Origin of the sequence: Streptococcus infantis (assembly GCF_047460825.1) — a bacterium.
GTDB lineage: Bacteria > Bacillota > Bacilli > Lactobacillales > Streptococcaceae > Streptococcus > Streptococcus infantis_V.
In genome coordinates, this window is the sequence record NZ_JASHFO010000021.1 from 1 (window position 1) to 24139 (window position 24139).

A 24139-nucleotide genomic window follows, 5' to 3' on the forward strand; every position below is an offset into this window, starting at 1 on the left:
CGTGTGATGCTTCTGTTATACTGCCTGTTCGCTCACAATAAGTGAGAACTTTTTTACGAAAATCTAATGAATATGCCATAAGAAGATTATACCACATTATGTACTATTTTGGGTTCAATTGACTATAGAACAAGTCTTGATGTTCTATCGTTTTTTTTACAATCACTACTTCCGTTTTCTCGCGATTAGGTGAATCGGTGTTCCTTCAAAGACAAAGGCCTTGCGAATTTGATTTTCGAAGAGTATAAATCAATGCCTTCCGCCTTTAGATTTCCCTAACTCCCGTCTCAAACGAAACATTTTTTTGAAGAAGATGTAGTCTAGCCAGTCACTGCCTAGAGATAGGACTATCAACAGCAACCAAACACCCCAAGCACTCATATCTGATACATGTTTGAGAACAAGAGGGAAAAATAAGAATGAAAAAATTGTCAGATTCAGACTAAACAGAGCTAAAAGGGAAAAATAAATCCAGTAGAAATAGTAGATGATGGGGAAAAAGTTACTGTTTCTATCAGCATTGTCTATCCAATAGAAAAAGCAAAAGCAAGGAAATAAGAGTATCAATTGATTAAACGACAGTTTCATTATCGACACCTCTTTTCGATAGCGTTTTCTTTAGCTTCATTCTATCAAAAAAATCTGGAAATATCATTCCAGATTCTACTTTTTTATTTACGTTTTCTCGCGATCAGGTGAATCGGTGTTCCTTCAAAGACAAAGGCCTTGCGGATTTGATTTTCCAAGAAACGCAAGTAAGAGAAGTGCATGAGCTCTTCTTCGTTGACAAAGATGACAAAGGTCGGTGGTTTGGTTGCCACTTGTGTCGCATAGAAAATCTTGAGGCGTTTCCCTTTGTCTGTCGGTGTTGGATTGATGGCAATAGCATCCATAATCACATCATTCAAGACTGCTGATGGGATACGGGTATTTTGGCTCTCGCTGATTTGCTTAATCATCTCAGGCAACTTGTGGAGACGTTGCTTGGTCAAAGCTGACACAAAGATAATCGGTGCGTAAGGCAGGTATTGGAACTGCTCACGGATATCTTCCTCCCAGTTTTTCATGGTGTGGTTGTCTTTTTCAAGAGTATCCCACTTATTGACCACGATAATCATCCCTTTACCAGCTTCGTGGGCAAATCCAGCGATACGCTTGTCATACTCACGAATGCCTTCTTCGGCATTGAGCACCATCAAGACTACATCTGAACGGTCAATAGCACGCATGGCACGCATGACAGAGTATTTCTCAGTATTTTCATAGACTTTACCTGACTTACGCATACCAGCAGTATCAATCATGGTAAATTCTTGACCGTCAGCATCTGTAAAATGGGTATCAATGGCGTCACGAGTGGTACCAGCTACAGGGCTAGCAATCACGCGGTCTTCTCCCAAAATAGCATTGATCAAGCTAGATTTTCCGACATTTGGACGTCCAATCAAGCTGAATTTAATGACATCTGGATTTTCTTCTTCAACTTCATGTGGGAGATTTTCGACGATGGCGTCTAATACATCCCCTGTACCAATCCCGTGCACAGATGAGATTGGTAGTGGTTCGCCCAAGCCCAGAGCATAGAAATCATAGATATCATTTCGCATCTCTGGATTGTCAACCTTGTTAACGGCTAGGATAACTGGTTTATGAGTTTTATAAAGTTTACGGGCAACGTATTCGTCCGCATCTGTAATTCCCTCTTTTCCAGACACGACAAAGACGATAACATCTGCTTCTTCCATGGCAATTTCTGCCTGGTGCTTGATTTGTTCCATGAAAGGCGCATCGACATCATCGATACCCCCAGTATCAATCATACTAAAAGAACGGTTAAGCCACTCACCCGTGGCATAGATACGATCTCGCGTTACACCTTCAACATCTTCTACGATTGAGATGCGCTCTCCCGCGATACGGTTAAATAGGGTTGATTTCCCAACATTGGGACGCCCTACAATGGCAACAGTTGGTAAGGCCATGTTTTCTCACTTTCTACAATAACTTCTTCTGCTCAAGATTTTCTCGAGTCGAGCTTGGTTCTGGATTGCCGAATTGCTCTGCCAAACGTTGACTCCAAGTTGTAGTCGCACGCGCACCTGCATATTCAGTCTGTACACGGTCATAGGCTTCAATAGCCTCAGTTGACTGTTCTTGGTATTCTTCCTCAAAGACAACATTCTCTAGTGGCAATCTTGGTTTTACATCATGCTTTTGATTTGGAACACCTAGTGCAATCCCAAAGACTGGATAGGTATAGTCAGGAAGCTTAAACAATTCTGCTAATTCAACAGACTTGTAACGCACCAAACCGATAATCACTCCACCGTAGCCTAGGCTTTCTGCCGCAAGCAAGGTATTTTGCCCAGCAAGCGCAGCATCTACTGAAGTGATGAGGAGTCCTTCCACCCCTTGAGGTTGGAAAACATCCGTATGGAGACGAGCCCCTTTTTCTGCACGGTTTAGGTCACCGACAAAGAGGAGAAAGGCTGCAGACTGGCGAATCGCTTCCTGAGGAACTAGCTCAAATAAGGCATCCTTCTTTTCTTGGCTTCTTACAACAATCACAGAATAAGATTGGAAGTTTTTCCAAGAAGAGGCCATTTGTGCGGCAGTTAAAATTTCAGTTAGGTCAGCTTGAGGAATTTCTTGTTCCTTAAAGCGACGTACTGAAGAGTGGGACTTCATTAATGTTGTAGTTTCTGTCATCGACGGTTTTCTCCTTTTAGTTGTGTTTCTTCAGCAAGGTAACGGATACGTTCCATGACACGTCTGGCTTCCCAAGTTTCGTCATTTCCGTTCTTGCCTTTTGCAAAATGTTTTTCCAAATCTTCAAAATTGAAGTTTGAAGTAAAGAAAGTCGGTAAATCTTCCTGCATGCGATACTGAAGAATCACCTGCAAGATTTCATCACGGACCCACGGTGTTGATTGCTCAGCACCGATATCATCCAAAATCAGAACTTCTGCCAGCTTGATTTCATCTACCAAGGTTTTGACAGAGCCATCCCCAATAGCATTTTTGACATCAATGACAAAGCTCGGATAGTGGAGCAGAGTTGTAGATACTCCACGTTTTTCAGATAAATCATGAGCCAGGGCTGCTGCCATAAAACTCTTACCAACTCCAAAATCCCCATATAAATAAAGACCTTTTCGGATAGTTGGATATTGTTCCACAAAAGCTAGGAGCTTTTCAAAAACAGGCAAGCGTCCAAGGTCGTCCAAATCAACTTGAGCTAGACTGGCTTTTTTGAGGCTAGCTGGAAGATTGATTAGCTTGAGACGATTTTTAATCGCCGCTTCTTTTTCTGCCGCGATTAGCTCCGGAGTTTCCTCATAAGAGACATCTGCATAGCCATGGTTCATGACTAGGATAGGCTTGTAGCCACGCGCGATATAGTCTGTATCTCCTTGGAGGAACTTATCTCTCTCAGTGATATATTGGTTAAACTTGGAAATACTTCGGTTCAACTCCTCCTGACTGAGAGATTCTTTCTGGATAAAGGCCGCAACATCAGGGTCTTTCACAATTTGCTGGACCAAATCCTGATACTGAAATCGGCTTGGTTGACGCTTGAGTACGTCTCCGACACTTTCCATCTAGTCTCCTCCTTTTTCTAATCGAGCTAACATTTCTTTTTTCTTACGTTCTAGTTCTAAGCGAGTTTCTTCGCTAGTTTCATTCTTATATTCAGGATTGCTCCATTTAGGCACATTGGTTTTTGCTGGGGCAGTCTGATTCTGCTTTTGCGTTTTTGCTTTTTGGCCACGTTCACGAATACGGAGGACAGCCTCCTCGGCACTACGAATATTTTGATAGGCGTAGTCATTAGCCACCTTCATGGCGTATTTTTCATTGATATTGGCTGAATCAACCTTATTAAAGGTCAGGAGCAGGATAACATTGATCACTTCATCCAGCAAACCCAAGGCTGCCATCTGCTGGAGCAGGCCCCGTTCAGTCTGGGTAATACTTCCTTTGCGGGTCTGCTTGATTTCAGCAAGGAACTGTAAGGCTGTCTTTCTCTTAGCCTCTCGAATAATAGTTGCTTCCTTGGGACTAAAGTCAGAAGTCACAGGCTGTTGCGCTATCTTTTCACGGATGCGTTTGACAGAAATCACTTGCGACACTGCTGTCGCTTTGGCTACTTGATAAGTCTCAAACCAGGTCCACTTCTGCTCGTCTGCTATTGCAAACAAGGCCAAAACATCCGAAGTCTCATCTTGAAAACGAAGACCGTCACGAGCCATGAGCTGACGGAAATGCTCCAAATCAAAATCATCTGCTAGAGGCTGACTGCTAGAGGTTTCTTGACTCGCAGACTCAGATAACTGAGGAAAGATTTGACTCAAGGACACCGAGATCGGTTCCCCTTCAACACTTTCCTGTCTCATGGCTGCAACCGCACTATCTCCAATCATTTTTTCTAATAAGGTCCGATAAACTGTATGTTGTAAAAATTCTTGAGTTGATAAGGGAGAATGGAGTAACAAGTTATAGGTCTCCCCCTGCTGATAGAGGGTCACCAATTTCATGGCTGTCAGAGTTTTAAAAGCCTTTAAAAGACTATCCATCCCAAAATTCAGATGATTGAGTATGGCTGCAAAGAGATGTTCCTTTTGACTACCATCCCAAAAAGTCACAGCATAAAGATAGAGGCTCAGCGCCTCCTGACCGATAATCGGGAGGTAGCACTGCACCATTGATGAGGTATCTTGCGACACCCGATTATTCTTTACAAAAGAAAAACGGTCATTTGGCTTCATTTATTTTTCCTTTTTCTTTTTAGAGGATTGTGTGATCTGCTGGAGTAGGCTTTCAAGCTCACTCACATCCTTAAAGCTACGGTAAACACTGGCAAAACGTACATAAGTAATCTCATCTAACTCTGCCAACTCTTCCATAACCAAGGAACCAATAACCTCACTCTGAATTTCATTTTCATTGCGACTACGGAGTTTTTGTTCGATGCGATTGACCACCATGCCAATTTCATCACTAGACACTGGACGTTTCTGGGCTGAACGAATAATCCCGTTAAAGATTTTATCTCTTGAAAATTGTTCCCGTGTACCATCTTTTTTGACCACAACTAGTGTTCTCTCTTCAACACGTTCATAGGTTGTAAAACGATGCTGACACTCTTCACACTCACGTCTTCTTCTGATTGTATTTCCTTCTTCAGCCTGGCGACTATCGATCACACTTGATTTTGTAGCGCCACATTTTGGACAACGCATGCCTTTCCCTCCTTGTCGTTTTCTTTTCATTATACCATTTTTTAAGAGATTCCCAAAATAATTCTCCTTTTGGCTTGACAAGTTTTTTGTTTTGTTGTATTATTGAATTAACACAAAGGTAAATAGAAAGGAGATCGTGATGTCTTGGACATTTGATAACAATAAACCCATTTATTTGCAGATTATGGAGAAAATCAAATTGCAGATTATTTCCCATAAACTCGAGCCCAATCAACAGCTTCCAACCGTTAGAGAATTGGCAAGCGAGGCAGGGGTCAATCCCAACACCATCCAGCGTGCCCTATCGGACTTGGAGAGAGAAGGCTTCGTTTATACCAAGCGGACATCTGGACGCTTTGTCACAGAGGACTTGGACTTGATCCTCCAATCCCGTAAGCAACTGTCAGAAGAACAGTTACAACAGTTTGTAACAGGCATGGTAGAATTTGGTTATGAAAAAGAAGAACTACCGACTGTTTTGAGAGATTATATTGAAGGAGTTTAAACTATGACCTTGTTAGCATTTGAAAATGTATCAAAATCCTATGGAGCAAGTCCTGCTCTTACAAATGTTTCCCTTGAAATTCCAGCTGGAAAAATCGTTGGCCTCCTTGGTCCAAACGGTTCTGGAAAGACAACCTTGATTAAACTAATCAACGGCTTGCTACAGCCAGAGGAAGGGCGTATCCTTATCAACGGTATGGAACCAAGCCCTGCAACTAAGGTGATTGTTTCTTATCTCCCTGATACGACCTACCTCAACGAACAGATGAAGGTCAAGGAAGCTCTCACTTATTTCAAGACCTTCTACCAAGATTTTAATCTGGAACGTGCTCAAGGTCTCCTTCGTGACCTTGGCATCGATGAGAACAGTCGTTTCAAGAAACTCTCAAAAGGGAACAAAGAAAAGGTTCAGTTGATCCTTGTCATGAGTCGTGATGCTCGTCTATACGTTCTTGATGAACCAATCGGTGGTGTCGACCCCGCAGCTCGTGACTATATCTTGAACACCATCATCAACAACTACTCTCCAACTTCGACTGTCTTGATTTCAACTCACTTGATTTCAGACATCGAACCAATCTTGGATGAGATTATCTTCCTCAAGGATGGAAAAGTCGTCCGTCAAGGAAATGTGGATGATATTCGCTATGAGTCTGGAGAGTCTATCGACCAACTCTTCCGTCATGAGTTCAAAGCCTAGTTAAAGGAGATTATTATGTTTTGGAATTTAGTTCGTTATGAATTTAAAAATGTTAACAAATGGTATTTAGCCCTCTATGGTGCTGTGTTGGCTCTTTCTACCCTTATCGGGGTTCAAACTAGTTCCCTAAAATCCATCGATACTCCCGATCAACAAATGATTATGTTAGTATTTCTAGGTCTGGTTTTTGGTGGACTAATCATTACCTTAAGTATTTCAACCTTGATTTTGATCATCCGTCGCTTCAAGGGTAGTGTCTACGATCGTCAGGGATACTTAACTCTCACACTCCCCGTATCTGAGCACCAAATCATTTTATCCAAACTTTTGGGTGCTTTCATCTGGTCTCTGGCGAGCTCATTAGTCTTTATCTTGAGTATTTATATCATTTTAGTTCTGACTGGTGCAAACTTCCTTGATATCTTTTCTCTCGAATACCTCTTTAAATTTTACATGGATAGTTTCTGGCTTTCTGTGATTTCATTCATCCTTAGCACTGTAGCAGGCATCCTTTGCATCTACTTGGCAATCTCTATCGGACAACTCTTTAATGAATACCGTACAGCTCTTGCCGTTTTAGCCTATATTGTTATCCAAACCATTCTCGGCTTTGTTGGTCTCAACCTTCGCATAGATATCGACTACAATTGGATGATCTCCTTTGAAATCGTTAAAGACCTCATCCTCAGCGTAGCCTTCTATCTCGGAACCTACTATATCTTGAAAAATAAAGTTAATTTGCAATAAAAAATGCCCAGCTACTAGAGCTGGGTTTTTGCGTTAACTCAAGATCAAATTAGCTACGATCGGACTGACAAATACGTAGAGAATCCCTGTAACACCGATGGCTAGTCCTCCCATAGCACCTGCAACTGGTCCATAGCGAAAGGCCGTTCCAGTTCCAACGGCGTGACCTGTTCCACCCAGGGCTAGTCCAGCCGCTACTGGATCGTCTATTTTTAGCCATTTTAGAAGTGTTGGTCCGATAACGCTGGTCAAAATCCCCGTCGCTACTACAACTACTAGGGTCACGGTAGTCAAGCCCTGCAACTTTTCTGTAATCCCTACTGCCATAGCGGTCGTTACTGACTTAGGAAAGAGGGAAATGGCTAGGAAAAAGTCCATGCCAAAGATTTTTGCGACTAGGGCTGTAAAAGTGGTATTGACGATGACAGCTAGGAAGCTCCCCAGCAAAATACTCCTAACATGATGCTTCATCAAGTGGAAACTCTTATAGAGGGGAATTCCTAGAGCCACTGTTGAAGGAACAATCAAGTTATTAAGATAAACCCCACCTTGGTAGTAATCTTGATAGGAAATGCCAGTTACCTTTAGAAAGATGATAATAAAAATAGCTGACAGCAACAAGGGAGTCGTTAAGGGATGAGGATAGCGTCTGAAAATCATCATTCCCCCAAGATAGGCTAAGATTGACAAAGCAATCCCAAATAGGGGATTGGATACAAATTCGCTCATTTAGCACCTCTTTCTTCGTAGTCACCTTCATAGCGTTTTTTGATAAATTGAACCACAAGCGCAATCAAGATGATATTAATCACTGCTGCAAAAAAGACAATCAAGACAATCGGCAGAAGATAGGGAGCAATCACATCAAATTTTTCCATAATTCCAACCGCAGGAGGTAGAAAGAGGATGGTCATGTTGGCTAGGAGAAAATTTCCAACCATGTTGACATGGCGAATGCGCAGCCATTTGAACTGCAAGGCTAGAAAAAGAATAATCAAGCCGATGATACTTCCAGGGATGGACAAATGAAAAAATCTGGAGATTCCTTCACCGATTAAAGAAATCACAAAGAGAATCATTAACTGAACATATAACTTCATTGTAAACTCCACAAATAGACTTTCTGCATACCAGTTTACTCTTTTTTCAGAAAATTTCAAGGAAATATATAAGAAACATCCTTCTTGCTATCTATTCCAAAAAGTTGTATACTAATTGCGTGCGCAAGCATCTCAGATAGGCAAATCTGTTTATAACTAGCATATAGAAAGGAGATTGATATGACTTACTTAGAAAAATGGTTTGACTTCAACCGCCGACAAGTAGAGCTAGAAGCACTTTTAGAGCAAACGATTGCTGAGCAGAGTGACCAAAGCCTAACGCTCAAAGAATTCTATCTCTTGCACTTTTTAAATCAGGCTCAAGAAAAATCTTTGAGACAGATTGACCTGCCGGACAAACTCCATCTGAGTCCAAGCGCAGTATCACGAATGGTGGCACGCCTAGAAGCCAAAAACTGCGGTTTACTTAGTCGGAGATGTTGTGACCAGGATAAGCGAGCTAGTTTTATCTGCCTGACTAAGGAGGGTCAGACAACTCTTGCCTATCTACAAAAAGCTGTAGAAGAGAGCCTTGAAACAAAAGCAAGTTGGCTTTCCTAAAATTTTTACAAAAAAACTTGCGTGCGCAAGCAATTTTCTTGACATTCCTTTTTCCAAGGAGTAAAATGAAGATATGATTTAGCAAAGGAGAATCTTATGATTGAAATCACTTATCTTGATGCCAGCAAGCAAGAGAGAACCATGACCTTCGAGTCATACGAAGAATTTGAACGTTCTCAACATGCCTGCCTGATTGGTGTCGCAGACTACTACCCTGTCCAAAAAGTAACCTACAAGGGGCATGATTTGGACTACCATGGGACTTATGGAGATGTCTTCTTCTATCTCATGAAACAAGATTTAAGCCAATATAATTAAAAAGGAGAAATACTATGGCAAAAGCAATTACAGATGCAACATTCGAACAAGAAACTAAAGACGGATTGGTCTTGGTTGACTTCTGGGCAACTTGGTGTGGTCCATGTCGTATGCAAGGTCCAATCTTGGATAAATTGTCTGAAGAACTTTCAGAAGATGTCTTGAAGATCGTTAAAATGGACGTTGATGAAAACCCAAACACAGCTCGTTCATTCGGTATCATGTCTATCCCTACTCTTCTTTTCAAAAAAGATGGACAAGTGGTTAAACAAGTTGCTGGTGTTCATACAGCAGAACAAATCAAAGCTATCGTTGCTGAATTGAGTTAATCATACTAGAGACCAAGTGCATTCATTTGGTCTCTTTTTTCTTCCCCTTTGCCATTTTTCAAAAAATATGCTAGACTGTAATTAGAATATCACGATGTTTGGGACATGCCATCGCTAAAAAAAACCTCTACTTGGTATTTTTTAGCTCCCTCTAGGGAGCTTTTTGCGTGCTCTGAACATTTCCCATTTTGGAAGGAGTACTATGAAACGTCAATCAGCCTTGGTCGTCTTTAGTGGCGGGCAAGATTCAACAACCTGCCTTTTCTGGGCCAAGCAACACTATGAAAAGATCGAAGCTGTTACCTTTGCCTATGGCCAACGTCACCATCTCGAAATTCAAGTGGCCAAAGAAATCGCTGAGGAACAAGGAATTCGCCATCATATCCTAGATATGTCTCTGCTAGGACAAATTACTGAAAATGCCTTGACTTCCGATCTAGAAATTGAGCAAAAAGAAGGAGAGGTGCCTAATACCTTCGTTGACGGTCGCAATCACCTCTTTCTGTCCTTTGCTGCAGTCCTTGCCAAGCAGCGTGGAATTACGGATATTGTGACAGGAGTATGTGAAACAGACTTCTCAGGTTATCCTGACTGTCGGGATGTCTTTGTCAAATCACTCAATGTCACGCTCAACCTTGCCATGGATTACGACTTCGTTATCCAAACACCTCTCATGTGGCTAGACAAGGCTGAAACTTGGAAATTAGCCGACCAACTTGGTGCCTTTGACTATGTTCGTGAAAAGACCTTGACCTGCTACAATGGGATTATTGGTACTGGTTGTGGAGATTGTCCTGCCTGCCATCTACGCCAACATGGTTTAGAGGTTTATCTCTCTCAGAAAGGAGAGGCCTGATGTTTTTTGCCCCCAAAGAAATCAAACGAGAAACTGGGGAATCTCTTGTCTACAATCCTCACAGAACCTTAGTCTCCAAAGAATTTACCTTTGATGCTGCCCACCACCTCTTTCACTATGAGGGAAAATGCAAATCCCTGCACGGCCATACCTATCATCTGCAAATCGCTGTCAGTGGATTTTTAGATGAACGTGGCATGACCTACGATTTTGGGGATATCAAACAAATCTACAAGGACTACTTAGAACCCCACTTGGATCATCGCTATCTCAACGAGACCCTGCCCTACATGAATACGACTGCTGAAAATATGGTTTACTGGATTTTCCAAACTATGAGCCAAGAGTTGCCAGATGAGCGTGGTCTTCGTATGGAATATGTTCGCCTCTATGAAACTCCGACTGCCTTTGCAGAGTTTAGACGGGAGTGGTTAGATGACTAGTGAACGTGTACTTAAACTACCAGTTCTAGAAATTTTTGGCCCAACCTTTCAAGGTGAAGGTCGTGCTATCGGCCAGAAAACCATGTTTGTCCGCACTGCAGGTTGCGACTATCACTGCAACTGGTGCGATTCTGCCTTTACTTGGGATGGTTCTGAAAAACCTACTCGCATGACAGCTGATGAAGTGATCGCTGAGTTAGACAAACTAGGAAGCTACGACTATGTAACCCTATCTGGTGGAAATCCAGCCATCCTAGCTGCCAACATGGCCGAACTGGTCACCAAACTCAAGCAACGTGGTGTTACTCTGGCTGTTGAAACCCAAGGCTCCCGCTGGCAACATTGGTTGAAAGATATCGACCAGGTGACTCTGAGTCCCAAGCCTCCTTCATCTAAGATGGAAGTCAACTTCGAGACCTTGGACTTTATCGTTTCTCAATTGGATCCAGACAAGGTCACCTTTAAAATCCCTGTTTTTGATGATGCAGATCTAACCTTTGCCAAAGACATTCAAGAACGCTACCAACCAGATGTCCTCTTCTTATCGGCTGGAAATCCTGAGCCCAAGGCTACAGGCAATATTGTCCAAGACCAACTAGATCGCCTCAAAGAACTATGGGAACGCGTTGCTGCTGATGATAGCTGGGGCAATGTCCGCGTCCTTCCACAACTCCATACCCTCCTCTACGATAACCAACGTGGTGTTTAAGATTAGAAAGAAAAAAACATGTCACAACAAGAAGAAATGAAAAACTTAAGCCTACTGGGCAATAAAGAAACTACCTACATCTTTGACTATCAACCAGAAGTCCTCGAATCCTTTGACAATCGTCATGTAGAAAATGACTATTTCATCAAATTCAACTGCCCTGAATTTACCTCACTGTGCCCAATCACTGCGCAGCCAGACTTTGCAACGATTTATATTTCCTACATTCCTGACAAGCTCTGTGTCGAGTCAAAATCCCTTAAACTCTACCTCTTTAGTTACCGAAATCATGGGGATTTTCACGAAAACTGTATCAACACCATCGGAAAAGACTTGGTCAACTTGCTAGACCCTCGCTATTTAGAGGTGTGGGGGAAATTTACACCTCGCGGTGGTATTTCAATTGACCCTTACTACAACTACGGTAGACCTGGAACCAAGTATGAAGGCTTGGCAGAACAACGCCTCTTCCAACATGACCTCTATCCAGAGAAAATTGACAACCGCTAAACTCATACTCAATGAAAATCAAAGAGCAAACTAGGAAACTAGCCGTAGGTTGCTCAAAGCACTGCTTTGAGGTTGTAGATAGAACTGATGAAGTCAGCTCAAAACACTGTTTTGAGGTTGCAGATGGACGCTGACGTGGTTTGAAGAGATTTTCGAAGAGTATAATACAAAAAAAGCCCTGTTCCTCATCATGAGGAGCAAGGCTTTTTGAGTTTCAATTATTCTTCAGTTCCAAGGAAGTTTTTAGCAACAAGGGCTGCAAGAACTCCACCAACGATTGGTGCAAGGATGAAAATCCAAACTTGTTGAAGAGCTGCACCACCTACCAAGACAGCAGGAGCCAAGCTACGAGCTGGGTTTACTGAAAGTCCAGTGATGTTCAAGCCAGCTAGAATCAAAGCTGTCAATGACAAACCGATGACCAAACCAGCGATTGCACCATTACCTTTACTTGCTGATGTTACAGTCATGATGACCAAAACAAACAAGAAGGTTGCGATTGTTTCAAACAAGAAACCACCAAAGACAGTTACTCCATTTGCCAAGGCATTTTCACCAAGACTTGCAGTTGACATACCTGAATTTGCCAAGAGGAAGAATACAGATCCTGACGCAAGGAAAGCACCAACCACTTGACCAAGAATGTAGTTTACAAGCTCTGAAGATGACAAACGTTTGTTTACAAACATAGCGATAGAAACAGCTGGGTTCAAGTGAGCACCTGAAACAGTTCCGATTGAGAAGGCTGCGACTACGATTGCCAAACCAAAAGCAAGAGCAATTCCAAGGTGTCCAAGGCCTTCAACACCATTTCCAAAAACAACAGCTCCTGTTCCGATGAACACAAGCATAAAAGTACCGATTAATTCAGCAACAAATTTTTTCATGATAAGTCTCCTTTTTTCAAACTATGTATTAGTCTATCAGAAGAAGGAAAGGGTTTCAAGAAATGTGCTTAGAACTTTTGTGCAAGTTTTCACATTTGATAATCAAAATCTAATATTGGTAAGATAGAATAGCTTTTTTCAAGTCATCTTGTAAATTATTTCTCTGGTCGAGTTGAACATAAACTTCTAAGAGACAGGATCTGAAATTGGAAAATTTATAAAAATCTTCCCTCTCTTCTATCGGGAAATCAAGTGATTTTATCCAAGAAGCCAGTGTCGCTTGCTCCACCTTTCCTTGCAAAATAGGTTCGTAAAGGACTCTGGCCAAGCGCCAGTCCTCATCATCTATAAATCGAACCGAAATTCTTTTAAATAGTTGGCTAAGTATGTCAAATACTTCATGAACTCTATTTTTAGAAAAGTCTGGATGACAAACAACTTCAGTCAAAAGATCAGCCCCATGAGCAAAAGCATGCACCCAACCATATTGACTTGAAAAACCTGTCGTATCCTCTTCTTTTTCAAGGTAATGCAAGCCTTGATCGAGCAACGTATTTCTGATATCAGTTTTAAGCACTTGATAAAAAAGAGACTGTTGATTGCCATCGGCAGATAAGAGATTGGCATAAATAAGTGCCCTAAAAGAACGTTCAAGCGTTGAAGCTCCTGCCTTATCAATCTCTTTATCTAGGCCACCATCAGAAACAATCATAGCAGCAATCAACTGAAATTGCTCCTTGGTAAATAACTCTTCTTGAATCCCTCTAGCCAGACTGGTAAAAACCAATTCATCGCGAATCTCCGGACTAGTATCCCCTAAGTGCTCAAGCAACCACAGGATTTCTTCTTGATGATAGTTCGGTTTTTCTTCTATTACTTTTCTTTTCAATTCTGGATACATCTGCCTACCTCCAATCATACACATTTATTATACAACATTCTTTTCTAGCTATCTTCATTATAAGAGATAAATATGTTAGTCTCAGATATTTTTTCACTCTTAGAGGGTTAATTTTTTCCAAAAACCAAGTATTTATTTGACACAAATTTCACAAAGGTGTATACTAAAACGTGATAGGACTTCTTTTAGAAACCTATCACGACTCACTTATAAACCTTTTGCTGTTCTTTTATGAACGTTTGAATGGTATCACGGATACCGAGGAGGAATCATATGTCTAAAGTAGCTATCGTTACAGGTGCAGGTCAAGGGATCGGTTTTGCAATCGCAAAACGCTTGGTTCAAGATGGTTTTAAGGTTGGAGTTTTAGACTACAACGCTGAAACAGCTGAGAAAGCAGTTGCTGAATTGTCAGCAGATAAAGCTTTTGCTATTGTAGCTGATGTGTCTAAACAAGCAGAAGTTGCTGCAGCTTTCCAAAAAGTTGTCGATCATTTCGGAGACTTGAACGTTGTTGTAAACAATGCTGGTGTCGCTCCTACTACACCTCTGGATACAATTACAGAGGAACAATTCGCTCGCACATTTGCTATTAACGTCGGTGGTGTGATTTGGGGAGCACAAGCTGCTCAAGCTCAGTTCAAATCACTTGGTCACGGTGGTAAAATCATCAATGCTACTTCTCAAGCAGGTGTTGTCGGAAATCCAAACTTGACTGTTTACGGCGGTACAAAATTCGCTGTTCGTGGTATTACTCAAACATTGGCGCGTGATTTAGCAGAGTCAGGTATCACTGTCAACGCCTATGCTCCAGGTATCGTTAAAACACCAATGATGTATGATATCGCTCATGAAGTTGGAAAAAATGCAGGAAAAGACGACGAGTGGGGTATGCAAACATTCGCAAAAGATATTACATTGAAACGCCTATCTGAACCAGAAGATGTAGCTGCAGCAGTTAGCTTCCTTGCTGGACCAGATTCAAACTACATTACAGGTCAAACCATTATCGTTGATGGTGGTATGCAATTCCATTAAGATTAAAAAAGTGAGGTTGGAAAAAATCCAACCTCTTTGATCATCTCTACGACTCCAATTTTCGGAGTCGTTTTTTGCCATTTATAATAATTCTTCAGCACTATTCATTCTTTAAAAATGAAAGGATTTCTTCAAGACTAGCGGAACTTCCATGCTCTAAATAGCGTGATTTACTACCATTTTGATAGACTGAAAGATTCGGAACTGTTTGGATATCCATTTCTTTTGCAAAGGCTGTAATCTCATCCTTTTCATCAGAAGCACTATCCAAATAATAGACAGTCTGGTGACTTTTTTGAATCGCTAGAGCCAAATTGGGCACAAACTTTTGACAGTAGGGACAAGATTCTCTTCCAATATAGACAACAAACTCGTCACCATTTGCAAGTTTGGAACGCATTTCTTTCATATTGATTGCTTTAGTATACTGAACAGCTTCCTGATAAGTTTTTGGAAGAACAGGTTGACTGAATTTCCAAATCATAAACAAAATCGGCATAGCAATTCCAATGATAAGCAAGCTAAATTTTTTATTGACACGCACTAGCATCTCCATCCTTTTCTAAGTATTTTCCCTAGTCTAATCGCCCACGACAAGATATAAAATCCAATCGATAGATCTGTAATGATGCAGAGTCTGAAGACAAAGTCTTCGGCAAACTTTATGAAATAAATGTCATTCTAAAATCTCAACAATATAATTCTATTGTTGCACTTTTTTAATTTTATACTCTTCGAAAATCAAATTCAAACCGCGTCAACGTCGCCTTTCCGTACTCAAGTACAGCCTGCGGCTAGTTTCCTAGTTTGCTCTTTGATTTTCATTGAGTATTACTCTCCCAACTGGGCACTATAGGCAATAATTTGGTCAACCGTATCAGACAAGAATTGAATGGTATCACGGAGTGGTTTATCTGTTGAAATATCGGCTCCGATAATCATAGCTGACTCAAGTGGTGTTTTGCTACCTCCTGACTTGAGGAGATTGAGCCAGTCTTCAGCTCCAGTTTCTGATTGTTTCAGATGGAGATAGCCAGCAGTTGAAATTACAAGACCAGCAGAGTAAGTGTAACTATACAAGCCCATGTAATAGTGAACTTGGCGCATCCAAGTCAAGACCGCATCGTCATCAATTTCAATAGCATCTCCCCAGAAATCTGTCAAAACTTCCTTCATAATGCTGTTGAGCTTGCTTGCTCCAAAGGTTTCTCCTTCTTCAATCAATGTATATACCTTACGCTGAAATGCTGCTTCCAAAAGGTGGGTGATGAAATTATGGAAGTAGGTATCTGTCAAGCGGTGAGCAAGAGCGAAGCGTTTTTGACGCGGATCATCAGACTGATGCTCCAAGTAACCACTTAAAAGCAATTCATTGAAGGTTGACGGTGCTTCAACATAGTAGGTCGACATGTGGGCGTTAAAATAGCTTTGGTGATTGTCTGAAAAGATGAATTGACCAGAATGCCCGATTTCATGAATCAAGGTATAGACATCACTCAAACGACCTGTCCAGCTCATGAGGACATAAGGGTGCACGCGATATGGATCAGCTGCATAGCCACCAGAATCCTTTCCACTATTGGCAGCAAAGTCCACCCAGCGCTCTTCTTGATAGCGAGCAACTTCTTGACAATATTCTTGTCCCAAAGGTTCTACCGACTTCATGACCAAATCATAGGCATCGTCAATGGTCACTTCAGGATTAAGGGCGCTGTCCAAGTCTAGCTTCCAATCAGCAAAGGTCATCTTCTCAAGACCATTCACCTTGGCAACATGCTTGAGATATCTCTGAGCAACTGGCGCAAAGCCCTTCATGATGAGGTCAATCTGACGATCAAACATGGCACGGTCTACTTCTTGTTCAGCCAGAAGATAATCAAAAACTGAGCCGTATCCCTTCATATCTGCCAATAGTTTTTCAGATTTGACTTGGGCTAAATAGGCTGCCGCAGCCGTATTTTGGTGCTTACGAAGTCCTTCTGAGAAGGAACGGAAGGATTTCTCACGAACCTCGGCATCCTCGTGATTTTGATAGAAATTCTCATAAGTAACAAAGCTGTTTTTGTAGGTTTTGCCATGAGCTTCAAAATCAGCCATTTCAAAGTCCCCAGCTCGCATTTTAGTATAGATATCCTGTGGACTGTAGAAAACTTCACCCAGATTGGTCAAGGCCTTCTCCACATCAGCCCCAAGATAGTGGGCTTTTTTGATTTTGGCCTGACGAATGGCTGCAGTCAAATGTGGCAAGTCACCCAAACGGTCCAAGACTTCTTCGTCTGCTGCCACCAAGGCGTCATCAAAGAAGGTCAAAGCTACGCTGGCATCTGTCTCAAAGTCCATCCCAGCCTGGGCGATATTGGCAAAATCTTCATTACCATAGTCTGTCGTCTGAGGCATAAAGCTGTAATTACCAATATGACTCATCTGAATGTAGATTTGTTCCAATTCCGCAAAGGCCTTCTCGAAATCTTCAAAAGTGTGAAGATTGCCCTTGTAGTCACGGCTAAATTGATTGATGTCTTCACGCGCCTTTTCTATCGCACGCAAGAAATCCTCACGGTCTTGATATAGGGCAGTTAAGTCCCAAAGTTCCTTTTCAGGAAATTCTGAACGGTGTTTTTGTTCCATCTTCTTCCTCTTATTTCTCTAATTCTAGTAATACACTGATGGCTGATAAAGCATAAAGCGGCGCTGTCTCTGCTCTTAGAATCCGAGGGCCAAGTCCTGCTAGAACAGCTCCTTTAGTCTCAAAACTTTCAATCTCAGCAGGTGATAGACCTCCTTCTGGACCAAAGACGAAGAGAAGTTTTGCTCCTTTTTCCAGTCCAGCAACAGCTTGGATGAGGACAGCTGCCTCTCCTTCTTTAGCCGACTCTTCATAGGCCACCACGATGCGGTCAAACTGGTTCAGTTGTGCTAGAAAGTCTGATTTTTTCTCAAAAAGGGTGATACTTGGGATCAGATTACGCTTGCTTTGCTCGGCTGCTCCAAGGGCGATTTTTTCTAGTTTTTCAACCTTTTTGCCCAATTTTTTGCCGTCCCACTTGGCAACGGACCAGTCAGCAGGGAAAGCCCATATCTGGCTAGCACCTAGCTCTGTCACTTTTTGAGTGATAAACTCCAGCTTATCTCCCTTGGGAAAGCCTGATGCGATGGTCACTTGGACTGGCAGTTCCACATTGTCAGCTAATTCTTCCACTAATTCAAACTGACGCGCCTCCACATTTATCACGCGCGCCAAACGTTTGATCCCATCATCAAAGACTAGAGTAACTTCGTCATCCTCCTTCAAGCGCATAACCTGAAACATGTGCTTGCTGGTTTCCTTGTCCTCGATGGTGACAGGAGAGATTGCACTGCCTTTAACAAAATACTGTTGCATGCTAGCCTCCAATCACACCGGAGATATCCTTGGTCTTCTTGAAAACACAGGCATTCCACTCCCCTTGGATCATGTGGGTTTCAAGGAAAAATCCAGCTGACTCAGCCGACTCGCGCACCATGTCCCACTTGTCCTTGATAATGCCACTCATGATGAGGTAGCCTTCATCCTTAACTAAACGATAAGCATCATCTGTCAGATGAATGAGGATATCCGCCAAGATATTAGCCACGATAACATCTGCCTCAATCTCCACGCCCTTGAGCAAATCGCCTGGGGCTACATGGATGTTTTCCATACCTGGATTGAGCTCAATATTTTCCTGAGCGACGCGAACCGCCACGTCATCTAGGTCATAGGCAAAGATTTCCTTAGCGCCAAGAAGTGAGCTAGCAATGGAAAGGACCCCTGAACCAGTCCCCACGTCTAGCACCGTTTCCCCACCACGAAGAACCTGCTCCAAAGCAAAAAGGCTCATCTTGGTTGTTGGGTGGGTTCCTGTCCCAAAGGCCATCCCTGGATCTAGCTTGATAATTTTCTCGCCAGCAGTCGCTTCATAATCCGTCCATGACGGTACGATGGTCAGGTCATGGGTGATGCGTGCCGGTTCATAGTATTTCTTCCAGTTGTCGGCCCAGTCTTCCTCAGCCAAGGCAGTCGTGCCAATCTTAACCTCACCCAGATCCATAAAGTCTGTCAATTCTGCCAGACGAGTTTGCAAGTCCGCTTCCACCACTGCCACATCAACCGTATCAGGGTAGTAGGCGGTCACCACGATTTCCTCTTGTTGCTCGACTTCTGGGAAAATCTCACCGAAGCGGTCCACATTCCCCACATAGTCCATGCTATCTTCAATTGCAACCCCTTGGGCGCCTAACTCGATCAAGAGATTGGAAACCAACTCCTCACCCTCACGCTTCACTGTAACTTTTAACTCTTGCCATGTTTCCATTATTAAGATACCAAGCCCTTAAAACACAAAGCCAAAATAGGAAACTCTCTGAAGACGCTTGTGTCTATGAGAAGTTTATCTTTTTAGCACCGTGTTTAGGGCGGGTTCAGTTTAGAAATTTAACCGAACCATCCTTTCTATTTCTCTATCAATTTTTTCATGTAGACCATATCCATACCTTCTTTTTCAGGTTCGATATGGGTTTGTTGGTAGCCATTCTTCTCGTAAAAGGCAACCATCCCCGCATCCTGTAATACCGTACACAAATCCCACTGTTTAATCGTTGGAAATTCCTTTTCCAGCAAGCGCAATCCCTCAGAGCCATACCCTTTTCCCTGATACGGAGGTAAAATCGCTGCCGTTCCCAACCAAGCTTTCGTTAACTCTTCATTAGTCTGAATTCGTAAAAAACCAATCTTCTCTTCGTTTTCTTTCACAAAGTAGTAATAGCTATTGGGACGCTCCACTAATTTCCATTTGATTCGCTCGTGATCTTCTAGATAGGGATCATATTCATCTTGGTATTTCTCATAGACAAACTTAAAACTAGCTCTTTGAATTTCAATAACGGTTTCTAAATCCTCTGCTCCTGCTCGTTCAAGTCTTATCATAAACTTTCCTCCAAATAATCCCTCAATCTCCCTTGGAGCTGAGGTACTGCCTGTTTAGAAGTGAGAAATTCTTCAACGGGCATCAGCTTATAAGCCTGACCCTCATCTCCAAAGGTGATATTGTCAAATTGTTCTTGACTTATCTGACTAACCATAAAGACCGACTGTCTGCCTTCGTAGAGCATGCTGGGATAGACCTTGCTCCAGAGCAGGCAATCCTCATTTAAATGAATTCCCAATTCTTCATAAACTTCACGCGCTACGCACTCAAAAGGACTTTCATCCCCTTCACGACCACCACCTGGCAACTCCCACATATTGGGCCAAGGGATATTTTCCTTGTCATCACGCAAAATCATCAGTAGCTTATCTCCACAAAATAGAGCAATTTTGCAACCTGTGAAATCGAACTTTTTATTCAAGAATTCCATGATGTTTACTCTTTCCTATGATAACAACTAGAGTCTGTAAAAGACCGAACTAGCCTTCTGCTATTTCCTTTTGGCACTCTGCATCCCAGTACGCCTGCCATCTGCCATGTTTTTTAGCAAAATAAACCGTAAACTCATCATTTACATAATCTGCAACATAGCGAAGATTAGGCGGGTTTTCCTCAAAACTTAATATCCAAGGATGGAAGTAAAAGGTTTTCTCCCACCTCTTCTGAGTATAGCCTAGATCCTTAGCATACTGAGGGATGGGTTGTTGCAACTCGCTTTCCAAATGGGACTGAATGGCATTATCAATACTATTTAAACGAGCTAATAGTTGCTGAAACTGCTCTTCCTCTTCCGTCTTAAAACCAACTAGAAATTCAAATTCCGCAAAATCTTCAGGAAATTCAAGTTCTGTGATTTTCCCATCCTCAGCATAGCGTCCTTCCTCATTAACAAGGCGACGAGTTCCTGACTTCAATACTCGCTCGAAATCTAGATCCGCAAAGCGATTTCGGGGAAGAGACGACTCACGTTCTTGAGATTCTTGGGATTTCTTACTAAATAACCGCTTAAATTTCTGAAGCATCGGACAGCTCCCTTTTCTATTTCTCAGCTAACCTGAGTCTCTTCTTCCTGTATGGCTTGTTCCAACTCATCTAACCACTGCTGGTAGTAGGCTTTCTCATCCCGCAGCATTCGGCTGCTATTCATTTTCTGTCTAGTAATCTTCATAGCCTTGTGAGTTTGAATTACATCTTTCTTTACCTTAAATTGATACCAAGCTTGAATGACCTGCATATCTGCTGTTTTTAGAGATAAAAAGGATTTGACTCCTCGAATGCTCGCATATTCTTCCGCTTTCTTATTATCTCCTTCTAGCAAGGTTACTTGAAGAAGGTATAACTGAGAAATTGTTCTAATCATTGAGTTATCTGTATTTTCAAGTAAAGTTTGCAAGTGCTTTTTAGCTGACTCAAGCTTACCCTCCATGATAAAAACTAATCCCTGTAGTGCTGATACACTACCAACAAAGCTCCCTTTTGCATCCTCAGGAACTGGTTGAACAAAATCTTTCAAATCATATTCTTGAGGAGCCAGCAAAGTTTGAGCAGAATGCCTCAACATCACATAAGCATAAGTCACATTCTCAGGATGCCGCATCATTTCTACTATTTTTGCTCCATCGGTGATGCCGACTGACAAAATGTTATTTAGGAAGAAAGACAAATTAAGAAAAATCCAAGTCCCTGCAAAATACCAGCTTCTTGTCAAAAATCCAAACACTATCGCCAATAATATCAAGCTGAGATGAACCATCAAGCCTCCTGAAAGCATCAGGATGATTCTTTGATCGTTTTCATCCTCTTTTAAACCAATGTATTGAGCGCCAACATTTTTGAGAACAGCTGTTCGGCTAAGATAAAACTTGCCTGACTTTTTAACCAAAAGAAAGTTGCCTAATCCAAAAGCTACTAGCCTATAGCCTGTCAAGTAACCACAAAAGGCATGTCCCAGCTCATGAAGAATAAAGATCACATACATGCTTAGAAGAGCGAAGGCATAACCAAAAGTAAAGGCTAAAACTGCGGAATATCCCAACTCTGCAAATGCGATGGTTCCACAAGCAAAAGCTAGCATAATAAAGGCAAAAGCTAGCACATAAACCAAATAAATCCCAATTTTCTTCATAAAATCTCCAACCAACTCCTAGTATCTCGGATAAGGGTAAAATTCTCCCTCTTCCAAGCCTGCTTTTCCTTCTTCAAAGACTTCTTGGTTCCATTCCATGACGAATTCTTCTGCTTCTGGGTCTTCCAAAAAGTCCATGAGAGCATCTAGTCCGACCTCGGCAGTATCCTTAAGAAATAGCGCAAAATAAGCTAAGAATTCACGAGAAAAACCTTTTTTAGGTAGGTAAGGGATAACTGCCAAATAGTCTTCTGCATTGACTGTTGACTTAGCAGGATTGTAAAAGAGCACCGCTTCTTCAAAAAGGATATCGTCTGACGACACCTCTCCGTCCTCATCCAGCATCTCCACTCCTGCGGCATTTTGCGCCTCTAGCAGAAAACTCACTTCTACCGCATGATTGCGCTTGTCCCAGCTAATCTCATAATCAAAAGGAAAGTTCTTGTCCAACTCTTCTTGTAAAACATCTAAAAATCCGTATGTTGCCATTTTGTCCTCTTTCTATACGACTCTTAAATCGCCCCGAATACTCGGAAATATGCTAAAATAGATACTACCATATTACCACATTAGTATCAGAAAATCCATGTTAGAAAGGACTGCTATGCCAGACAATCTCGCGCTTCGTATGCGCCCCAAAACCATCGACCAGGTCATCGGTCAAGAGCATCTGGTGGGCCCAGGAAAAATCATCCGTCGCATGGTGGAAGCTAACCGCCTGTCATCCATGATTCTTTATGGACCTCCAGGCATCGGAAAAACCAGTATCGCTTCGGCCATCGCTGGAACGACCAAGTATGCCTTTCGGACCTTTAATGCGACAGTTGATAGCAAAAAACGTCTCCAAGAAATCGCCGAGGAAGCTAAATTCTCAGGAGGGCTTGTATTGCTATTAGACGAAATCCACCGTCTCGACAAGACTAAGCAAGACTTCCTCCTTCCTCTCTTGGAAAGTGGATTGGTTATCATGATTGGGGCTACTACTGAAAATCCTTTCTTTTCTGTCACTCCAGCCATCCGTAGTCGTGTTCAGATTTTTGAGTTGGAACCTCTATCTAACCAAGATGTCAAAGAGGCCATTCAAATCGCCCTGACTGATCCTGAACGAGGATTTGATTTCCCAGTTGAGCTAGATGCTGATGCCCTTGATTTTATCGCAACATCTACCAATGGAGACCTCCGCTCTGCCTTCAACTCACTGGATTTGGCAATTCTTTCTACTCCGGCAAATGATGAAGGCATCCGCCATATCACGCTGGATATCATGGAAAATAGTCTCCAGAGAAGCTACATTACTATGGACAAGGATGGAGATGGACATTACGACGTTCTCTCTGCTCTGCAGAAATCCATTCGAGGTTCAGATGTCGATGCCAGTCTTCACTATGCTGCTCGCCTGATAGAGGCTGGTGACCTACCTAGCCTGGCACGTCGTTTAACTGTGATTGCTTATGAGGATATTGGCTTGGCCAATCCTGAAGCCCAGATCCATACTGTGACTGCCTTAGATGCTGCACAAAGGATTGGTTTCCCAGAGGCTCGCATTCTCATTGCCAATGTCGTCATTGATTTGGCACTCTCGCCCAAGTCAAACACAGCCTATGTGGCTATGGATAAGGCCCTGGCTGATCTTAAAACATCTGGTCACTTACCAATTCCAAGACACCTGCGAGATGGTCACTATAGCGGTAGCAAGGAACTGGGCAATGCGCAAAACTACCTCTATCCACATAGTTATCCAGGCCACTGGGTCAAACAAGATTATTTACCAGAAAAAATTCGCGACCATAGCTACTTCTCACCAGAAGATACTGGGAAATACGAACGTGCCCTAGCTCAACGCAAGGAAACCATAGATAAATTACGAAATTTGTGAAATCCTATCCAAATAATTACATTTACCCCTTGATTTTTTTTGAAAAAGTGGTATTATATAAACATAGAAACGCTGTGGTGTACGACCTCACACTTAAGTGTTGACCGACTATTTTTTGTATTATTAGGGAAACAAAAGTCTTCTAACAGCATGTAGGCCGTCTCACACGGAAACAGCTTCAGTTAGAGCGAGTTGCCCACCTGCTTAATTGCGCGGGTTCAATACAAACCGTGAAGTTTCGGCACCAATACAGCTTTTTATTTGCCTCCTTAGCTCAGTTGGTAGAGCAGTAGACTCTTAATCTATGGGTCACAGGTTCGAGCCCTGTAGGGGGCATAATTTAGTG

Annotated in this window: 33 protein-coding genes and 1 tRNA gene; 14 read left to right on the forward strand and 20 right to left on the reverse strand. The window is 42.2% G+C overall.

Going from position 1 to position 24139, the window contains the following annotated elements; all coding sequences use genetic code 11:
• The 7 genes from QM911_RS06955 to nrdR all read right to left on the reverse strand — a co-directional run.
• On the reverse strand, nt 1-79 hold a 79-nt coding region (locus QM911_RS06955), incomplete at its 3' end, for an IS630 transposase-related protein (protein WP_414313544.1).
• 170 nt (nt 80-249) lie between these two features.
• A complete protein-coding gene (locus tag QM911_RS06960) occupies nt 250-588 on the reverse strand; it encodes a hypothetical protein (RefSeq protein ID WP_414282506.1) in 339 nt (112 codons plus the stop codon).
• A gap of 83 nt (nt 589-671) precedes the next feature.
• Nucleotides 672-1982: a ribosome biogenesis GTPase Der gene (der, locus tag QM911_RS06965; protein ID WP_045762664.1), complete on the reverse strand. Its 1311-nt coding sequence runs from the start codon at nt 1980-1982 to the stop codon at nt 672-674.
• 13 nt (nt 1983-1995) lie between these two features.
• On the reverse strand, nt 1996-2709 hold the full coding sequence (locus QM911_RS06970) for an NADPH-dependent oxidoreductase (protein WP_049503244.1): 714 nt from the start codon (nt 2707-2709) through the stop codon (nt 1996-1998).
• Nucleotides 2706-3602 (reverse strand): primosomal protein DnaI, encoded by an 897-nt coding sequence (gene dnaI, locus QM911_RS06975; protein ID WP_414313523.1) that lies wholly within the window; start codon nt 3600-3602, stop codon nt 2706-2708. The genes QM911_RS06970 and dnaI overlap by 4 nt, the downstream gene beginning before the upstream one ends.
• A complete protein-coding gene (locus tag QM911_RS06980) occupies nt 3603-4769 on the reverse strand; it encodes a DNA helicase (protein ID WP_414313524.1) in 1167 nt (388 codons plus the stop codon).
• Complete coding sequence (nrdR, locus tag QM911_RS06985; protein WP_001203674.1) at nt 4770-5243, reverse strand: transcriptional regulator NrdR; 474 nt, start codon at nt 5241-5243, stop codon at nt 4770-4772.
• Nucleotides 5244-5382: 139 nt separating this feature from the next.
• On the opposite strand from nrdR, the gene QM911_RS06990 reads away from it, so the two are divergent.
• Genes QM911_RS06990 through QM911_RS07000 form a run of 3 tightly spaced genes read left to right on the forward strand, consistent with a single transcriptional unit; the run spans nt 5383 to nt 7194 of the window.
• Nucleotides 5383-5748, forward strand: a complete 366-nt coding sequence (locus tag QM911_RS06990) for a GntR family transcriptional regulator (RefSeq protein ID WP_000119157.1) — start codon at nt 5383-5385, stop codon at nt 5746-5748.
• Between the two features lie 3 nt (nt 5749-5751).
• Entirely contained in the window at nt 5752-6447 is a 696-nt protein-coding gene (locus QM911_RS06995) for an ABC transporter ATP-binding protein (RefSeq protein ID WP_414313525.1), read from the forward strand.
• A gap of 15 nt (nt 6448-6462) precedes the next feature.
• Nucleotides 6463-7194, forward strand: a complete 732-nt coding sequence (locus tag QM911_RS07000; RefSeq protein WP_414313526.1) for a hypothetical protein — start codon at nt 6463-6465, stop codon at nt 7192-7194.
• Between the two features lie 33 nt (nt 7195-7227).
• Here the strand turns inward: QM911_RS07000 and QM911_RS07005 are convergent, their stop codons facing one another.
• Together QM911_RS07005 and QM911_RS07010 are read right to left on the reverse strand one after the other, a co-directional pair.
• Nucleotides 7228-7923, reverse strand: coding sequence for an LrgB family protein (locus QM911_RS07005; protein WP_001288931.1), 696 nt, complete (start codon nt 7921-7923; stop codon nt 7228-7230).
• The gene (locus QM911_RS07010; protein ID WP_414313527.1) at nt 7920-8294 is read right to left on the reverse strand and encodes a CidA/LrgA family protein; all 375 of its coding nucleotides are present in this window, start codon (nt 8292-8294) and stop codon (nt 7920-7922) included. The genes QM911_RS07005 and QM911_RS07010 overlap by 4 nt, the downstream gene beginning before the upstream one ends.
• A gap of 180 nt (nt 8295-8474) precedes the next feature.
• On the opposite strand from QM911_RS07010, the gene QM911_RS07015 reads away from it, so the two are divergent.
• The 8 genes from QM911_RS07015 (at nt 8475) to QM911_RS07050 (ending at nt 12154) form a co-directional block, all read left to right on the forward strand.
• Nucleotides 8475-8855 (forward strand): MarR family winged helix-turn-helix transcriptional regulator, encoded by a 381-nt coding sequence (locus tag QM911_RS07015; protein ID WP_004250773.1) that lies wholly within the window; start codon nt 8475-8477, stop codon nt 8853-8855.
• A gap of 96 nt (nt 8856-8951) precedes the next feature.
• The gene (locus QM911_RS07020) at nt 8952-9173 is read left to right on the forward strand and encodes a DUF4649 family protein (protein WP_004250771.1); all 222 of its coding nucleotides are present in this window, start codon (nt 8952-8954) and stop codon (nt 9171-9173) included.
• A gap of 14 nt (nt 9174-9187) precedes the next feature.
• Complete coding sequence (trxA, locus tag QM911_RS07025; protein ID WP_001029584.1) at nt 9188-9502, forward strand: thioredoxin; 315 nt, start codon at nt 9188-9190, stop codon at nt 9500-9502.
• A gap of 202 nt (nt 9503-9704) precedes the next feature.
• Nucleotides 9705-10358: a 7-cyano-7-deazaguanine synthase QueC gene (queC, locus tag QM911_RS07030; protein ID WP_414313528.1), complete on the forward strand. Its 654-nt coding sequence runs from the start codon at nt 9705-9707 to the stop codon at nt 10356-10358.
• On the forward strand, nt 10358-10801 hold the full coding sequence (gene queD / locus QM911_RS07035; protein WP_414313529.1) for a 6-carboxytetrahydropterin synthase QueD: 444 nt from the start codon (nt 10358-10360) through the stop codon (nt 10799-10801). The genes queC and queD overlap by 1 nt, the downstream gene beginning before the upstream one ends.
• Nucleotides 10794-11510 carry a 7-carboxy-7-deazaguanine synthase QueE gene (gene queE, locus QM911_RS07040; RefSeq protein ID WP_414313530.1) on the forward strand — a complete coding sequence of 239 codons (717 nt, stop codon included), beginning with the start codon at nt 10794-10796 and terminating at the stop codon, nt 11508-11510. The genes queD and queE overlap by 8 nt, the downstream gene beginning before the upstream one ends.
• Before the next feature lie 18 nt (nt 11511-11528).
• Nucleotides 11529-12020, forward strand: coding sequence for a preQ(1) synthase (gene queF, locus QM911_RS07045; RefSeq protein ID WP_000082591.1), 492 nt, complete (start codon nt 11529-11531; stop codon nt 12018-12020).
• Between the two features lie 11 nt (nt 12021-12031).
• Nucleotides 12032-12154, forward strand: a complete 123-nt coding sequence (locus tag QM911_RS07050) for a hypothetical protein (RefSeq protein WP_414313548.1) — start codon at nt 12032-12034, stop codon at nt 12152-12154.
• Between the two features lie 84 nt (nt 12155-12238).
• On the opposite strand, the gene QM911_RS07055 is transcribed toward QM911_RS07050, so the two are convergent.
• Nucleotides 12239-12907: an MIP/aquaporin family protein gene (locus QM911_RS07055; protein WP_004250764.1), complete on the reverse strand. Its 669-nt coding sequence runs from the start codon at nt 12905-12907 to the stop codon at nt 12239-12241.
• 109 nt (nt 12908-13016) lie between these two features.
• Nucleotides 13017-13808, reverse strand: a complete 792-nt coding sequence (locus tag QM911_RS07060) for a DUF2785 domain-containing protein (protein WP_414313531.1) — start codon at nt 13806-13808, stop codon at nt 13017-13019.
• A 273-nt stretch (nt 13809-14081) separates the two neighbouring features.
• Between QM911_RS07060 and QM911_RS07065 the strand changes: the two genes are divergently transcribed.
• Nucleotides 14082-14846 carry a (S)-acetoin forming diacetyl reductase gene (locus tag QM911_RS07065; protein WP_414313532.1) on the forward strand — a complete coding sequence of 255 codons (765 nt, stop codon included), beginning with the start codon at nt 14082-14084 and terminating at the stop codon, nt 14844-14846.
• A 100-nt stretch (nt 14847-14946) separates the two neighbouring features.
• Here QM911_RS07065 and QM911_RS07070 read toward each other — a convergent pair whose 3' ends face one another.
• From QM911_RS07070 to QM911_RS07110, 9 genes are all read right to left on the reverse strand, one after another.
• Nucleotides 14947-15396 (reverse strand): thioredoxin domain-containing protein, encoded by a 450-nt coding sequence (locus QM911_RS07070; RefSeq protein WP_414313545.1) that lies wholly within the window; start codon nt 15394-15396, stop codon nt 14947-14949.
• A 281-nt stretch (nt 15397-15677) separates the two neighbouring features.
• Nucleotides 15678-17474, reverse strand: a complete 1797-nt coding sequence (pepF, locus tag QM911_RS07075) for an oligoendopeptidase F (RefSeq protein ID WP_414313533.1) — start codon at nt 17472-17474, stop codon at nt 15678-15680.
• A gap of 10 nt (nt 17475-17484) precedes the next feature.
• Nucleotides 17485-18228 (reverse strand): 16S rRNA (uracil(1498)-N(3))-methyltransferase, encoded by a 744-nt coding sequence (locus tag QM911_RS07080; RefSeq protein ID WP_414313534.1) that lies wholly within the window; start codon nt 18226-18228, stop codon nt 17485-17487.
• Between the two features lies 1 nt (nt 18229).
• Nucleotides 18230-19180 carry a 50S ribosomal protein L11 methyltransferase gene (gene prmA / locus QM911_RS07085; RefSeq protein ID WP_153224903.1) on the reverse strand — a complete coding sequence of 317 codons (951 nt, stop codon included), beginning with the start codon at nt 19178-19180 and terminating at the stop codon, nt 18230-18232.
• Nucleotides 19181-19317: 137 nt separating this feature from the next.
• Nucleotides 19318-19791 (reverse strand): GNAT family N-acetyltransferase, encoded by a 474-nt coding sequence (locus QM911_RS07090; protein WP_414313535.1) that lies wholly within the window; start codon nt 19789-19791, stop codon nt 19318-19320.
• Nucleotides 19788-20222 (reverse strand): NUDIX hydrolase, encoded by a 435-nt coding sequence (locus tag QM911_RS07095; RefSeq protein WP_414313536.1) that lies wholly within the window; start codon nt 20220-20222, stop codon nt 19788-19790. Before QM911_RS07095 ends, QM911_RS07090 begins: the two co-directional genes overlap by 4 nt.
• Nucleotides 20223-20271: 49 nt before the next feature.
• The gene (locus QM911_RS07100; RefSeq protein WP_414313537.1) at nt 20272-20814 is read right to left on the reverse strand and encodes a hypothetical protein; all 543 of its coding nucleotides are present in this window, start codon (nt 20812-20814) and stop codon (nt 20272-20274) included.
• A gap of 23 nt (nt 20815-20837) precedes the next feature.
• A complete protein-coding gene (locus QM911_RS07105; protein WP_414313538.1) occupies nt 20838-21917 on the reverse strand; it encodes a site-2 protease family protein in 1080 nt (359 codons plus the stop codon).
• A gap of 18 nt (nt 21918-21935) precedes the next feature.
• Entirely contained in the window at nt 21936-22406 is a 471-nt protein-coding gene (locus QM911_RS07110; RefSeq protein WP_414313539.1) for a DUF3013 family protein, read from the reverse strand.
• Nucleotides 22407-22521: 115 nt separating this feature from the next.
• Between QM911_RS07110 and QM911_RS07115 the strand changes: the two genes are divergently transcribed.
• Nucleotides 22522-23793 carry a replication-associated recombination protein A gene (locus QM911_RS07115; protein ID WP_414313546.1) on the forward strand — a complete coding sequence of 424 codons (1272 nt, stop codon included), beginning with the start codon at nt 22522-22524 and terminating at the stop codon, nt 23791-23793.
• A 263-nt stretch (nt 23794-24056) separates the two neighbouring features.
• Nucleotides 24057-24129: transfer RNA gene (locus tag QM911_RS07120), tRNA-Lys, on the forward strand.
• Nucleotides 24130-24139 lie beyond the last annotated feature (10 nt).